The organism is Kutzneria kofuensis (genome assembly GCF_014203355.1).
Lineage (GTDB): Bacteria > Actinomycetota > Actinomycetes > Mycobacteriales > Pseudonocardiaceae > Kutzneria > Kutzneria kofuensis.
On the sequence record NZ_JACHIR010000001.1, the window covers coordinates 2,540,922 to 2,553,301 of the forward strand.

The window sequence follows — 12,380 nt, forward strand, 5'->3', positions numbered from 1 at the left end:
TAGTTGACCACGTTAGGACCCGTTCGACAGGCCCGCCGGACGCCGCCCGCTAGGCTTACGGGCAGGGGGCCGTAGCCCAATTGGCAGAGGCACACGGTTTAGGTCCGTGCCAGTGTCGGTTCGAGTCCGACCGGCCCTACGCGATGGGTGAAGTGTGCTCACGGAGGGCGCTCACCTGGTCGCTTCGGCGTCGGATGTGGGGGCGACCCCCGCACCCCCGAGGCGGGGCTGTGTCCCGCGGACCGGGGCGACTACGACCTGCGGGTCGGGGGTTGCCTCCGGTCGGCGGAGGAGCGGCGCAGATGGAATCGATGTTCGGGCGGCAGCGGGTGGAGATCGCCCCCGGGGCCGTGCACACACCGGACTGGCTGAGCCTGGACGAGCAGCAGCGGCTGGTGGCCGCGTGCCGGGAATGGGCGGCGCCGCCGGCGGGCATGCGGCACACGCGGCTGCCCAGCGGCGGCGTGATGTCCGTGCAGACCGTGTGCCTCGGCTGGCACTGGACGCCGTACCGCTACAGCCGCACCACCGAGGACGGATCCCCGGTGAAGCCGCTGCCTGACTGGCTCGCCGACCTCGGCCGCCGCGCCGTCGGCGACCCCGCCCACCGACCCGACATCGCCCTGGTCAACTTCTACGACCAGGCCGCGAAGATGGGCATGCACCAGGACAAGGACGAGCGCAGCGATGCACCCGTGGTGTCACTGAGCATCGGGGACAGCTGCGTGTTCCGGTTCGGCAACACCGAAAACCGCAACCGCCCGTGGACCGACGTCGAACTGCGCTCCGGGGACCTGTTCGTGTTCGGCGGACCGTCCCGGTTCGCCTATCACGGCGTGACGAAGACACTGCCGGGCACCGGTGACCCCGCCACCGGGCTGATAACCGGTCGCCTCAACATCACCCTTCGGGTGTCCGGACTGGACTGACGGGCCGCATGCCGTCGCACACGACGCCGACGATCAGCCCGGGATCGGCGGTGCCCTGCCGGGCCATCGCCAGGCAGCCCACCATGAACGTCTTCACGTCGGCCGCCGTCAGGTCGGCCCGCACCTCGCCGGCCTCCTGGGCCTTCGCCAGCAGCTCACCGAGGCCGGTCATCATCACCTGCCGCGCCTCCGACGTCAGCTCCTGGTTGAAGCTGCCGCTGGCCGCGAGCGCGTCGAACAGGGCCTTGTTCAGGCTGGCGTCGCGCACCATGAGTTCGAAGAAGGCGAAGAAGCCCCGGCCCGCGTCCGGCCCCTGGGCCAGCTCATGAGCGGCCTCGCCGACCCCGCGCAGCCGCTCCACGATGATCGCCTCGAACAGCGCGTCCTTCGTCGGGAAGTGCCGGTAGACGGTGCCGACCCCCACCCCGGCCCGGCGCGCGATCTCGTCGATCGGGACCGCGAGGCCCTCCTCGGCGAACACCTGCTGGGCCACCTCGAGCACCCGGGCGCGATTGCGCCTGGCGTCGGCACGCAGCGGGCGGCCGGCGACGGCGGGGTCAGCTGAAGTCACGCCCACGACTGTAAGCCGCGGTGTCCATGCCGCGCGTTCCGCGCGGGGCTCGGCCCCTTCGGGGCCGGTGCCTTCCCTGGCCGGATCAGGCACCGGCGGGGCCTCGCGAACCCCGTACTTGCGGGCGTCACCAAGTGGACCAACGCGGGAAATGCGACAGGAAGTCTGTGGGCCCGCCCACACTCCGTCGTCAATCGGTTACGGCTTGGCCACGTCCTGGCACCAGGTGTGCCTCGACTGTCGTAACCGGTTGGCCCGGACACCCGGATGGCGGCCAAGGTGGAGGGGTTGGTCGGAGGGGAGCGGAAGTGCGGATCGTCAGGCTGGTCGGGGCGGCGTGCCTCGCGGCGCTGCTGGCCGGGTGCGGCACGGCGGGCGGTCCCCAGCTGTCGGCGGTGGAGAGCAGCGCGAACCCGACGGTGAGCCAGGCGGCGCGGGCGCTGGACGCGGCGTTCGGGGACCGTCGAACCTGGCCCAACGGGCTGGCCATCACGATCTCGCAGCCACGGTCGCTGCAGCCGAGCAGCACGGCCTACCCGCGGGCGGCCCGGGCGGCGGTGTTCGAGCTGACGGTGGAGAACGGCACGGCCACCACGTACAAGCCGTCGCAGCTGGCGGTGAAGGCGACGCTCGGCAACCAGCCCGCGCAGGAGGTCGTCGACCCGGCGCAGGGACTGGGCGGCTACGTGGCCGCGCAGGAGGATCTGGCGCCGGGCAAGTCGGTCCGCTTGACAGTGGCCTTCGCGATGCCGCAACAGCCCGCCGACCTGCGGATCCTGGTGCAGCCGGACGTGGTCGACGCGGTGCCGGCGGCGGCGTTCGCGGGTACCGCTTAGCCGCTTCGTCAGGCCGGCACGCTACGTTCGCCGGTATGACTGAGCAGACGCGACTGGCCGTCGGCGACGCCGCGCCGGACTTCACGCTCCTCGACAGCGAGGGCAACAAGGTCTCGCTGTCCGACTACCGCGGGCGGCAGGTCGTCGTGTACTTCTACCCGGCCGCCATGACGCCGGGCTGCACCAAGCAGGCGTGCGACTTCCGGGACAACCTCGCCGAGTTCAACGACGCCGGCTTCGCCGTGCTCGGCGTCTCCCCGGACAAGGTGGAGAAGCTGGCCAAGTTCCGTGACGCCGAGGGGCTGACCTTCCCGCTGCTGTCCGACGCGGACAAGTCGGTGATGCAGCGCTGGGGCGCCTTCGGCGAGAAGCAGAACTACGGGCGCACGGTGATGGGCGTGATCCGGTCGACGTTCGTCGTGGACGCCGACGGCAAGATCGCCAAGGCGTCGTACAACGTGCGGGCCACCGGGCACGTCGCCAAGTTGCGCAAGGATCTCGGCATCTGAGCCGGGCAGTAGCCGTCTTCGACCGGTCCCGCGATCGGGCTCTGCGCTGGCAGGGGCCGGAGCTGAGCTTCCGGTCCGCCTCGCTGGTGAAGCTGTTGATCGCGCTGGACGTGGTGGAGCGGCGACCGGACTCGCCGCCGCTGCGCGACGCGCTGCGGCGGATGCTGTCGGCCAGCGACGACGACGTGGCCAACGAGCTGTGGGACGCCGACGGCGGCCCGGAGATCGTCACGCGGACGGCGCGACGGCTGGCGCTGCCGGCGGCCCGGCCGCCGGAGATCGTCGGCCGCTGGGGCGACACGATGCTGGGCATCGCCGACGTGGTCGCGACGTACCGGCACGTGCTGGAGAAGGCCCCGGCGGCGTGGCGCGACCTGATCCTGGACGCGCTGGCCGCCGCGCCCCGGCACGGCTCGGACGGTTTCGACCAGTACTTCGGCATCCCCGGCGTGCTGCCCCGGCCGTGGGCGGTGAAACAGGGCTGGTCGGAGAGCCCACGGGATGTGGTCCTGCACACCAGCGGCCTGGTGGGCGACGGCTGGCGCTTTGTCGTGGTGGTGCTGGCTTCCTTCCCGGTCGGCACCGACTGGGCGACAGCCGCCGCGGCGGTGAACGACGAGGTCACCGCACTCGCACCCGGGCTGTGAACCCCCGATTGGGGTAAGCTGGCGCCGAGGGCTGGCGAATGGCCGCCCCGGTTCAACGCAGAGGGTGATACGCCGTGTGTGGTTCCTCCACACCAAGCGGTCCTGAGCGTCCCTCCAAATTCGTCCTGCGGGTCCACTTCCCGACCAGGGGCGGTTGAGTACGGGCTGACAGCCCCCACTCCCGTTCGCCGCTCGACCCCTCGGCAATGACACGGTCGGCGGTCCCTTTCGCGTGCCCCCGATCCACCTCGCGGTGGCGTCGGCCGTCGGCGCGCGCCCGAAACCTGGAACCAGCAATGCTGATGTGGATCCTGCTCACCCTCGCCATCGTCGCCGAGGTGTTCGCGACGATCATGTTGAAACTGTCCAACGGCCTGAGCCACCCGCTGCCGGTGCTCGGCCTCGTCGCCGGCTACGCGATCGCGTTCTACCTGGAGTCACAGGTGATCCGCCTGGGCATGCCGATGCCGGTCACCTACGCGGTGTGGGCCGGCGGCGGCATCGCGCTCGTCGTCGTCGCCAACCGGGTGCTGTTCTCCGAACCCGTGTCGGCGCTGACGATCGGCGGCATGGTGCTGATCCTCGCCGGCGTGCTCGTCGTGCAGATGTCGGTCAGTCACCAGGCGGCGTGACGACGACGCCGGTTCGCTCGGCGCGGGCGAGGCCCCAGTCGTAGAGGCCCTGCAGCACGGGGGCCAGGGTCTCGCCCTCTGGGCTGAGCCGGTAGTCGGTGCGCAGCTCCGGTTCGTGGGTGGCGTCGCGCAGCACGAGGCCGTCCGCCTCCAGCTCGCGCAGCCGCTGGGTCAGCATCTTCTCGCTGACGTCCGGGATGAGCCGGCGCAGCTGGCCGTAGCGCAGCGGCCCCTGCTTGAGGTGGGCCAGGATGAGCACACGCCAGCGGCCGCCGACGACGTCGAGGGTGAGCTCGACCGGGCAGTGGTATTGCTTCACGTTCGTCCCCCTGGGTGCCTACCGGAAAGTGCGTACTTGTCGGCCTCCCGGCGCGGTGGTTGCGTCTGGCGGGTGATCACCGAGTACATCCGCTACCGGATTCCCGACGGCCAGGGTAGCCAGTTCGAGGACGCCTATCGGCGGGCCGGCGCGGTGCTGTCCGAGTCGCCGCAGTGCGTCGGCTGGGACGTCGCGCGGTGCGTGGACGAACCGAGTTGCTACGTGGTGCGGATCCGCTGGACCTCCGCCGAGGATCACCTGACCGGGTTCCGCTCAGGCCCGCGGTTCCCGGCGTTCTTCGCCGAGGTGAAGCCGTTCGTCGGCGACATCGAGGAGATGCGGCACTACGGGGAGCTCGCCGCCGGCGACGGGCCGCCGACGTTGTACGACTGGGCGGGCGGCGAAGAGGCGCTGACGAGGCTGACGGCGGCGTTCTACCGCGAGGTCCTCAAGGACGACGTGCTGGAGCCGCTGTTCCGGGGTATGTCGCCGGACCATCCGCGGCGGGTGGCGCACTGGCTGGGCGAGGTGTTCGGCGGGCCGAGGACGTACAGCGCGGAGCGCGGCGGCTATTCGACGATGCTGGCCATGCACCTGGGCAAGGCGATCACCGAACGGCAGCGCCGCCGCTGGGTGAGCCTGCTCCAGGACGCCGCCGACGAGGTCGGGCTGCCGGCCGACCCGGAGTTCCGGGCGGCGTTCACCGGCTACCTCGAGTGGGGCACGCGGATCGCGTTGGCCAACTCGCAGCCGGACGCCGACCCGGTCAAGCAGGCTCCGGTGCCGCGCTGGGGCTGGGGTGTGGCTGTGCCCTTGCCGCGCGTTCCGCGCGGGGCGAGGTCGCTCTAAAGCCGGCCTCTTCCCTTGGCTCAGCTCGATCGATGGAAAAGACTCGATCGAGCTGAGCCCGCGGTCCAGAGGCCGGCGCGACCTCGCACATCACCCGAAAGTCAGGCGAGGGCGGCGGTGATGTGCGGGAGGAGCAGGCGCAGGGCGCGGCCGCGGTGGGACAGGGCGTCCTTCTCGGCCGGGTCCAGCTCGGCGGAGGTCCGCGTCTCGCCCTCGGGCACGAAGATCGGGTCGTACCCGAAGCCGTTCTCGCCACGGGATTCCCGGATCAAGGTGCCGCGCCACTCACCGCGGACGACAACCTCGGCGCCGCCGGGCAGGACCAGGGCGGCGGCGCAGACGAAGGCGGCGCCGCGACGGTCGTCGGGGACGTCGCCCATCTGCCCAAGAACGAGCCGCAGGTTGGCGGCGTCGTCACCGTGGCCGCCGGACCAGCGGGCCGACAACACGCCGGGCATGCCGTTCAAGGCATCCACGGCCAGGCCGGAGTCGTCGGCGACGGCCGGCAACCCGGTCGCGGCGACGGCGTCCCGGGCCTTGGCCAGGGCGTTGCCCTCGAACGTCGGCTCCGTCTCCGGGGCCTCCGGGAACGGCGGCACGGCGTCGAGGCCGATGACCTCGACGCCGGACACGTCGGAGGCGGCCAGGATGCGGTCCAGCTCGGCCAGTTTCTTGGCGTTGCGAGTGGCCAGCAGCAGCTTGGTCACGACTTCGCCGCCGACCCGCGCCTGCCCTTGGGCGACGGCTCCGGCAGCTGGCCCGGGTAGGGCAGCGCCAGCGCCTCGGCCTGCAGCCGGGACAGCTCCGCGCAGCCGGCCAGCGCCAGGTCCAGCATCTGGTCCAGGGTGGAGCGGGCGAACGTCGCGCCCTCGCCGGTGCCCTGCACCTCGATCAGCGTGCCGGCGTCGGTGGCGACCACGTTCATGTCGACCTCGGCCCGGGAGTCCTCCTCGTACGGCAGGTCCAGCCGGACCCGGCCGTCGATCACCCCGACGCTGACCGCGGACACCGAGCAGGACAGCGGCTTCGGGTCGGCCAGCCGGCCCGCGGCGTCCAGCCAGGTGATCGCGTCGGCCAGCGCCACGTAGCCGCCGGTGATGGCCGCGGTGCGGGTGCCGCCGTCGGCCTGGATCACGTCGCAGTCGATGACGATGGTGTTCTCGCCGAGCGCGGCCAGGTCGATGCAGGCCCGCAGGGACCGCCCGATCAGCCGGCTGATCTCGTGCGTGCGGCCGCCGATCCGGCCCTTGACCGACTCCCGGTCGCCCCGGGTGTGCGTGGCCGAGGGCAGCATGGCGTACTCGGCGGTGACCCAGCCGAGGCCGGATCCGGCGCGCCAGCGGGGCACGCCCTCGGTGACGCTGGCCGCGCACAGCACGCGGGTGTTGCCGAACTCGACCAGCACGGATCCCGCCGGCCACTGCTGGTAGCCACGGGTGATCTTGATCTCACGGAGCGATTCGTCGTTTCGGCCGTCTGCTCTAACCACGCCGCTAGCCTACGGGCACCCGATTGAACCGCCCGCGCGCTCCCAACGTGAGGTTGTCATGAACCTTGCCGACAACTCGTTCACCTTCAACGGGCTGCCGCTGCACCCGCTGGTGGTGCATGCCGTCGTCGTGCTGCTGCCCCTGGCCGCGGTCGGCAGCATCATCATCGCCGTCTACCCGAGGTGGCGCCGCCGCTACTGGCTGCCGGTGCTGGTGCTCGCGGTGCTGGGGATCGGCTCGGTGCCGATCGCCACCCAGGCCGGGGAGGAGCTGTACGACAGCATCAAGGTCGCCAACCCCGACCTCGCGCACCACCGGGACCTCGGCAACGCCCTGCTGCCGTACGCCATCACCTTCGGCGTGATGCTGGCCCTGCTGCTGATCGTCGGCCGCCTGGCCGACCGCGAGCGGGCCGCCGGGGGCGTCCGGGCGGGCCGGGCCGCCGCGGCGGCGCCGAGGCAGCAGCCGGTCGCGCCGGGCGTGCACAGCATCGACGAGCTGGACGAGGAGAGCGCCACCGCGCCGACGACCACGCCCGGGCTGGTCGAGGACGACAAGCCGTCCTCGTCCCGGTTCTGGAGCGTGATCACGGTCCTGGTCGCGATCGCGGTGATCGCCAGCGCGGTCGCCGTGACGTACGAGATCTACCTGGTCGGCGACAGCGGCGCGACGGCCGTGTGGAAGGGCGTGGGCGGCTAGACCTCGTAGGTACGGCCCTGCTCGGCGAGCAGCACCTCGCCGTCGAACTCGGCCCGCGCCTCGGCCAGCACGACCTGCGGATCGGTCCACGGCGCGACATGGGTGAGCATCAGCCTGCCCACTCCGGCCCGGCACGCGGTCTGCCCCGCCTGCCGGCCGGACATGTGCATGTCGGCGGGCCGGGTCGGCAGGTCGGTCCACGTCGCCTCGGCGAGCAGCAGGTCGACGCCGGCGGACAGGCCGTCCAGCGCGGGACACGCGGCCGTGTCGCCGGAGTAGGTCAGGGACCTGCCGTCGTGCTCGATGCGGAAGCCGTACGCCTCGCACGGGTGCGTGACCCGCGCCGAGGTCACCTTCAGCGGGCCGATCTGCACGGTCTCGCCGGTCAGCGGGTGGAAGTCGAAGACGCCGGAGAAGTCGGTGCTCAGCCGCTCGTCCTCGTTCGGCGCGTACTGGGCGGCGAACCGGCGGGCGATGTCGGACGGCCCGTGCACCGGCAGCCGGCGCTGCTCCGGCGGGTACGGCGGCTGCGGGTGGTAGCGGCGCAGCACCGCCAGCGCGCTGAAGTCGGCGCAGTGGTCGGGGTGCAGGTGCGAGAAGGCCAGCGCGTCGACGTCGAACGCGCTCATCCGGGCCTGCAACGCGGCCAGGGCCCCGTTGCCCAGGTCGAGCACCAGCGCGAAGCCGTCCGCCTCGACCAGATAGCACGGGGCGGGCGCGGCCGGCCCGGGCACGCTGCCCGAGCACCCGATGATGGTCAGCTTCACGGCGTAGAGGGTGACATGACGGCGCCCACCGTTCCCACCTGCGGACCCAGGAATCGGCGGGCCAATCGCCGGAACGGCTCCGCCGGACCGGTCGCCAGGAATTCGTGCTCGGCGAACTCTTCGGTCGGCTCGCGCAGCAGGTCCCGCTCGGTCAGCACGCGGACGACGTCCTTGGCGGTCTCCTCGGCGCTGGACACGAGCGTCACCTGCTCGCCCATCACGATCTGGATCACGCCCGTGAGCAGCGGATAGTGCGTGCAGCCGAGGATGAGCGTGTCCACGTCGGCGCGGTGCAGCGGCTCCAGGTACATCTCGGTCAGGCCCAGCACCTGGCGGCCGGAGGTGATGCCGCGCTCCACGAAGTCCACGAACCGTGGGCAGGCGGCGCTGGTCAGCGTGACGTGCGGAGCGGCGGCGAAGGCGTCGTCGTAGGCACGGGACTGCACGGTGCCCTGGGTGCCGATCAGGCCGATGCGGCCGGAGCGGCTGGTGGCGACGGCCCGCCGCACCGCCGGCTGCACGACCTCGACCACGGGGATGTCGTAGCGCTCGCGGGCGTCCCGCAGGCACGCCGCCGACGCGGTGTTGCAGGCGATCACCAGCATCTTCACGCCGCTGGCCACCAACTGGTCGAACGCCGCGAGGGCGTACCGCCGCGCGTCGGCGATGGGCAGCGGGCCGTACGGGCAGTTGGCGGTGTCGCCGAGATACCGGACGCGCTCGCCGGGCAGCTGGTCCATGATCGCGCGGGCGACGGTGAGGCCGCCCACTCCGGAGTCGAAGATCCCGATCGGTGCGTCGGCGGTTGTCACGCTGCGAGACTACCGGCGGCGCGGGCTGGCCGGTTGGCCATCGCGACCAGCCAGGCCGCCAGCAGGCCGCCCAGCGCGCCGAACGCGTGCGCCTGCCACGAGATCTCCGGGTCCACGTTGGGCAGCAGCCCCCACAGCGCGCTGCCCCAGTAGAAGAGCAGGATCGCCGCCACCGCGAGCTGCTTGAGGCTGCGGTTGAACAGGCCGCGCACCAACAGGAACATCAGCCAGCCGAACGCGATGCCGGACGCGCCGACGGTGGACACCCCGGTGTCCTCGGTCAGCCACACCCCCAGGCCGCTGATCAGCCAGATCGTCACCGTGACGGCCACCCACTGCCGCACCCCGATCGCCATCGCCAGGAAGCCGAACAGCAGCACCGGCAGCGTGTTCGAGGCCAGGTGCTGCCAGCTCACGTGCAGCAGCGGCGCCCAGAGCACGCCGGCCAGGCCGGTGACCCGGTGGGACACGATGCCGAAGTCACTGAGCGTGCCGTGGAAGACCGCCAGGTTGACGAACTCCACCACGTACAGCAGCGCGGTGAACGCGCCGATGACAACGGCCGCTTGCAGCGGTCTCGGCGGCAGCACCCGGTTGACGGGCTTGCCAGGCGCCGACGGTACGGGAAGGGTAGCCACGTAACCGAGCGTAAAGCGGTTGCCGGTCCAGGGCATCAGGTACGACCCCTAAGGTGAAGCTAGTGGTGGAAGTGGCGGTGCGCAGCGACGCGACGCTCGGCGAGGGCCCCACGTGGGACACGTCGACGTCCACGCTGCTGTGGGTGGACATCCTGGGTAGCGCGGTGCACCGGTACGACCCGGGCCGCGGCAGCGACGACGTGCTGCCGACGCCGCAACACGTCGGTGCGGCCAAGCCCCGCGCGGCCGGCGGCCTGATCGCCAACCTGCGTGACGGCGTGGCGCTGCTCGACGCCGACGGCGGCCAGCGCTGGCTGGTGTACTGGGAGCGCGAGGGCGTGCGCGGCAACGACGCGGCCGTCGACGCCGCCGGGCGGCTGTGGGCCGGCACCATGCGCTACGACGCCGCCGAGGGCGGCGGCTGGCTGGCCCGTGTCGAGCCGGACGGGGCCGCGAAGCTGCTGCTCGACGACGTGACGATCAGCAACGGCATCGGGTGGAGCCCGGACAACACGCTGATGTACTACATCGACACGCCGACCCGACGGGTCGATGTATTCGACTACGACCTGTCGACCGGGACGGCTTCGAACCGCCGTCCACTGTGTACGGTCGAGGACACCGAGGGCTCCCCCGACGGCATGTGCGTGGACGCCGACGGGTGCCTGTGGGTCGCGCTCTGGGGTGGTTACGCGGTCCGCCGGTACACGCCGGAGGGCAAGCTGGATCGCGAGGTGTCGGTGCCGGTGGCGCAGCCGACGGCGTGCACGTTCGGCGGCCCCGACTTCACGGACCTGTATGTGACGTCTGCTCGTGAAGGGCTCTCCGCGGAGCAGTTGGCCGAGCAGGAACTGGCCGGGTCCTTGTTGGTGCTGCCCGGTTTCGGCGTCGGACTGCCGTCGACGCTGTTCGCCGGCTAGAAGACGCGCAGCAACAGCGTGGACGCCGTGACCAGGCCGACGACGCCGATCACCGAGCGCAGCGCGGTGGCCGGGAGGTGACGGGCGAGGCGGGCCCCGAGGGGTCCGCCGATCGCCGTCGTCGCGGCGAGCACGATCGCCGCCGGCCAGTTCACCGGCGCGGTGAAGCAGAAGATCAGCCCGGCCACGCCGTTGGCCACCGTCTGCAGCACGTTCTTCACGGCGTTCATCCGGTGCGTGTCGATGGTGACGAGTAGTCCCAGCAGCGCGGCGAAGATGATGCCGACGCCCGCACCGAAGTAGCCGCCGTACGCGCCGTTGGCGAACATGCTGGTGGTCAGCGCGGTGTTGTTGTGGTGCGGCGCGATCGTGCGCAATCGCTTGGCCAGCAACGGTTGCGTGAGCACCAGCAGCGCGCCGAGCGCCAGCAGCCCCGGCGCCGCGTAGTCGAAAACCTTGCTGGGCAACGTGAAGAGCAGCACCGCGCCGACGACCGACCCGATCGCCGCCGGCGGCACGACCTTGCGCAGGGTAGGGCCCTGGCCGCGGAGTTCCTTGCGGAAGCCGACGACCGCGGCGATCGAGCCGGGCACCACACCGACGCAGTTGGTCACGTTGGCGGCCAGCGGGCTCAGCCCGAGGCCGACCATCAGCGGGAAGGTCAGCAGGGCGCCCGCACCGGCGACGGCGTTGAGCATGCCGACGATCAGTCCGGTCGCGGCGACGAGACCGAGCGCTAGTGGGGTCACTCCCTGAGGGTCGACCCGGCGGCATTGATGCGTCCAATGAACATTCCCCATTGAAACGATGCGTGCTAGACATCGATTCGTGGACATGGACGAACTGCGCTGGTTCATCAGGGTCGCGGAGAGCCGGACCGTCACCGAGGCGGCCGAGACGCTGCACCTGTCGCAGCCCGCGCTGTCCCGGGGACTGGGCCGGTTGGAACGGGAGCTCGGCGCGCCGCTGTTCGACCGGGTCGGCCGCGGGCTCCGGCTCAACGCCAACGGGCAGGCGTTGCTGGAGGGCGCACGGCGGGCCGTGTCCGCGGTGGACGGGGCTCGGCAGTCCATCGGCGAGCTCGCCGATCCCGACCGCGGGACCGTCAACCTGGCGTTTCTCAACACCATGGGGCCGTTGGTCGTGCCGACGCTGCTCAGCGGCTACCGGCCGCGGCGGCCGAACGTGCAGTTCCGGCTTCGGCAGGGCGGGACCGAGCGGATCGAGCAGTACCTGCTGGACGGGCTCGTCGACCTGCTGCTGATCTCGACGCCGCGGTCGTCGGAGATCGTCTGGCAGCCGCTGCTCCGGGAGCCGCTGGTGCTGGTCGTTCCGGCTTCGCACCGGCTCGCCGGGCGGCCGTCCGTGCGGCTGGCCGAGGTGCGCGACGAGCCGTTCGTGATCTTCTCCCGGGGCTTCGGGATGCGGCCGACGACCGAGCGGCTGTGCCAGGAGGCCGGTTTCACCCCTCGCATCGCCTGTGAGGGCGAGGACGGGGCCACGTTGCGTGGCTTGATCGGCGCCGGCTGCGGCGTCGGGTTGATGGGCCCCGGCCCCGCTCCGCTGCCCGACGTCGTCGAACTGCCCGTGTCCGATCCGCCCTGCTACCGCATGATCGGGCTCGCCTGGTGCGACCGCTTCATGCCCGCCGCCGCCGACGCCTTCCGCAGCTTCGCCCTCGCCGAGGCGAAACCCCCTGGCACCTGGCGCCCGTTCACGCTAGCGTTGAATACGGAGTGATCGTTCCGTTTCTTCTGCAGGG

The 12,380-nt window shown here is 71.6% G+C and carries 17 protein-coding genes and 1 tRNA gene; 10 read left to right on the forward strand and 8 right to left on the reverse strand.

Annotated elements, in window-relative coordinates; translation table 11 throughout:
* The first annotated feature begins 65 nt into the window (after window positions 1-65).
* Together BJ998_RS11690 and BJ998_RS11695 are read left to right on the forward strand one after the other, a co-directional pair.
* Window positions 66-139, forward strand: a tRNA-Leu gene (locus BJ998_RS11690).
* Between the two features lie 163 nt (window positions 140-302).
* On the forward strand, window positions 303-929 hold the full coding sequence (locus BJ998_RS11695) for an alpha-ketoglutarate-dependent dioxygenase AlkB family protein (RefSeq protein ID WP_184861082.1): 627 nt from the start codon (window positions 303-305) through the stop codon (window positions 927-929).
* On the opposite strand, the gene BJ998_RS11700 is transcribed toward BJ998_RS11695, so the two are convergent.
* Window positions 901-1,500 (reverse strand): TetR/AcrR family transcriptional regulator, encoded by a 600-nt coding sequence (locus BJ998_RS11700; RefSeq protein ID WP_312890056.1) that lies wholly within the window; start codon window positions 1,498-1,500, stop codon window positions 901-903. The two genes, BJ998_RS11695 and BJ998_RS11700, sit on opposite strands and share 29 nt — an antisense overlap.
* 308 nt (window positions 1,501-1,808) lie before the next feature.
* On the opposite strand from BJ998_RS11700, the gene BJ998_RS11705 reads away from it, so the two are divergent.
* The 4 genes from BJ998_RS11705 (at window position 1,809) to BJ998_RS11720 (ending at window position 4,124) form a co-directional block, all read left to right on the forward strand.
* Entirely contained in the window at window positions 1,809-2,336 is a 528-nt protein-coding gene (locus BJ998_RS11705) for a hypothetical protein (protein ID WP_184861084.1), read from the forward strand.
* Between the two features lie 35 nt (window positions 2,337-2,371).
* Window positions 2,372-2,845, forward strand: a complete 474-nt coding sequence (gene bcp, locus BJ998_RS11710; protein WP_184861086.1) for a thioredoxin-dependent thiol peroxidase — start codon at window positions 2,372-2,374, stop codon at window positions 2,843-2,845.
* 86 nt (window positions 2,846-2,931) lie between these two features.
* Window positions 2,932-3,492 carry a serine hydrolase gene (locus BJ998_RS11715; RefSeq protein WP_184861088.1) on the forward strand — a complete coding sequence of 187 codons (561 nt, stop codon included), beginning with the start codon at window positions 2,932-2,934 and terminating at the stop codon, window positions 3,490-3,492.
* Window positions 3,493-3,788: 296 nt separating this feature from the next.
* Entirely contained in the window at window positions 3,789-4,124 is a 336-nt protein-coding gene (locus tag BJ998_RS11720) for a DMT family transporter (protein WP_184861090.1), read from the forward strand.
* Here BJ998_RS11720 and BJ998_RS11725 read toward each other — a convergent pair.
* Window positions 4,105-4,443 (reverse strand): winged helix-turn-helix transcriptional regulator, encoded by a 339-nt coding sequence (locus BJ998_RS11725; RefSeq protein ID WP_184861092.1) that lies wholly within the window; start codon window positions 4,441-4,443, stop codon window positions 4,105-4,107. The genes BJ998_RS11720 and BJ998_RS11725 overlap by 20 nt on opposite strands.
* Before the next feature lie 72 nt (window positions 4,444-4,515).
* On the opposite strand from BJ998_RS11725, the gene BJ998_RS11730 reads away from it, so the two are divergent.
* A complete protein-coding gene (locus BJ998_RS11730; protein WP_184861095.1) occupies window positions 4,516-5,292 on the forward strand; it encodes a globin domain-containing protein in 777 nt (258 codons plus the stop codon).
* A 101-nt stretch (window positions 5,293-5,393) separates the two neighbouring features.
* On the opposite strand, the gene rdgB is transcribed toward BJ998_RS11730, so the two are convergent.
* Both rdgB and rph read right to left on the reverse strand, forming a co-directional pair.
* A complete protein-coding gene (gene rdgB / locus BJ998_RS11735) occupies window positions 5,394-5,999 on the reverse strand; it encodes an RdgB/HAM1 family non-canonical purine NTP pyrophosphatase (RefSeq protein WP_184861097.1) in 606 nt (201 codons plus the stop codon).
* Window positions 5,996-6,781, reverse strand: a complete 786-nt coding sequence (gene rph, locus BJ998_RS11740) for a ribonuclease PH (RefSeq protein WP_184861099.1) — start codon at window positions 6,779-6,781, stop codon at window positions 5,996-5,998. Before rph ends, rdgB begins: the two co-directional genes overlap by 4 nt.
* 58 nt (window positions 6,782-6,839) lie before the next feature.
* Between rph and BJ998_RS11745 the strand changes: the two genes are divergently transcribed.
* Entirely contained in the window at window positions 6,840-7,481 is a 642-nt protein-coding gene (locus BJ998_RS11745; protein ID WP_184861100.1) for a DUF2231 domain-containing protein, read from the forward strand.
* On the opposite strand, the gene BJ998_RS11750 is transcribed toward BJ998_RS11745, so the two are convergent.
* From BJ998_RS11750 to BJ998_RS11760, 3 genes are read right to left on the reverse strand one after another with little or no spacing between them, the layout of a single operon-like run.
* A complete protein-coding gene (locus BJ998_RS11750; RefSeq protein ID WP_184861102.1) occupies window positions 7,478-8,248 on the reverse strand; it encodes an MBL fold metallo-hydrolase in 771 nt (256 codons plus the stop codon). The genes BJ998_RS11745 and BJ998_RS11750 overlap by 4 nt on opposite strands.
* A complete protein-coding gene (murI, locus tag BJ998_RS11755) occupies window positions 8,245-9,060 on the reverse strand; it encodes a glutamate racemase (RefSeq protein WP_184861104.1) in 816 nt (271 codons plus the stop codon). The genes BJ998_RS11750 and murI overlap by 4 nt, the downstream gene beginning before the upstream one ends.
* Window positions 9,057-9,698, reverse strand: a complete 642-nt coding sequence (locus BJ998_RS11760) for a rhomboid family intramembrane serine protease (RefSeq protein WP_312890057.1) — start codon at window positions 9,696-9,698, stop codon at window positions 9,057-9,059. The genes murI and BJ998_RS11760 overlap by 4 nt, the downstream gene beginning before the upstream one ends.
* A 53-nt stretch (window positions 9,699-9,751) precedes the next feature.
* On the opposite strand from BJ998_RS11760, the gene BJ998_RS11765 reads away from it, so the two are divergent.
* Complete coding sequence (locus tag BJ998_RS11765; RefSeq protein ID WP_184861108.1) at window positions 9,752-10,618, forward strand: SMP-30/gluconolactonase/LRE family protein; 867 nt, start codon at window positions 9,752-9,754, stop codon at window positions 10,616-10,618.
* Here BJ998_RS11765 and BJ998_RS11770 read toward each other — a convergent pair.
* Window positions 10,615-11,367 carry a sulfite exporter TauE/SafE family protein gene (locus tag BJ998_RS11770; RefSeq protein WP_184861110.1) on the reverse strand — a complete coding sequence of 251 codons (753 nt, stop codon included), beginning with the start codon at window positions 11,365-11,367 and terminating at the stop codon, window positions 10,615-10,617. The genes BJ998_RS11765 and BJ998_RS11770 overlap by 4 nt on opposite strands.
* Before the next feature lie 85 nt (window positions 11,368-11,452).
* Here BJ998_RS11770 and BJ998_RS11775 point away from each other — a divergent pair, with 85 nt between their 5' ends.
* Window positions 11,453-12,358 carry a LysR family transcriptional regulator gene (locus BJ998_RS11775; RefSeq protein ID WP_246489140.1) on the forward strand — a complete coding sequence of 302 codons (906 nt, stop codon included), beginning with the start codon at window positions 11,453-11,455 and terminating at the stop codon, window positions 12,356-12,358.
* The last annotated feature ends 22 nt before the right edge of the window (window positions 12,359-12,380 follow it).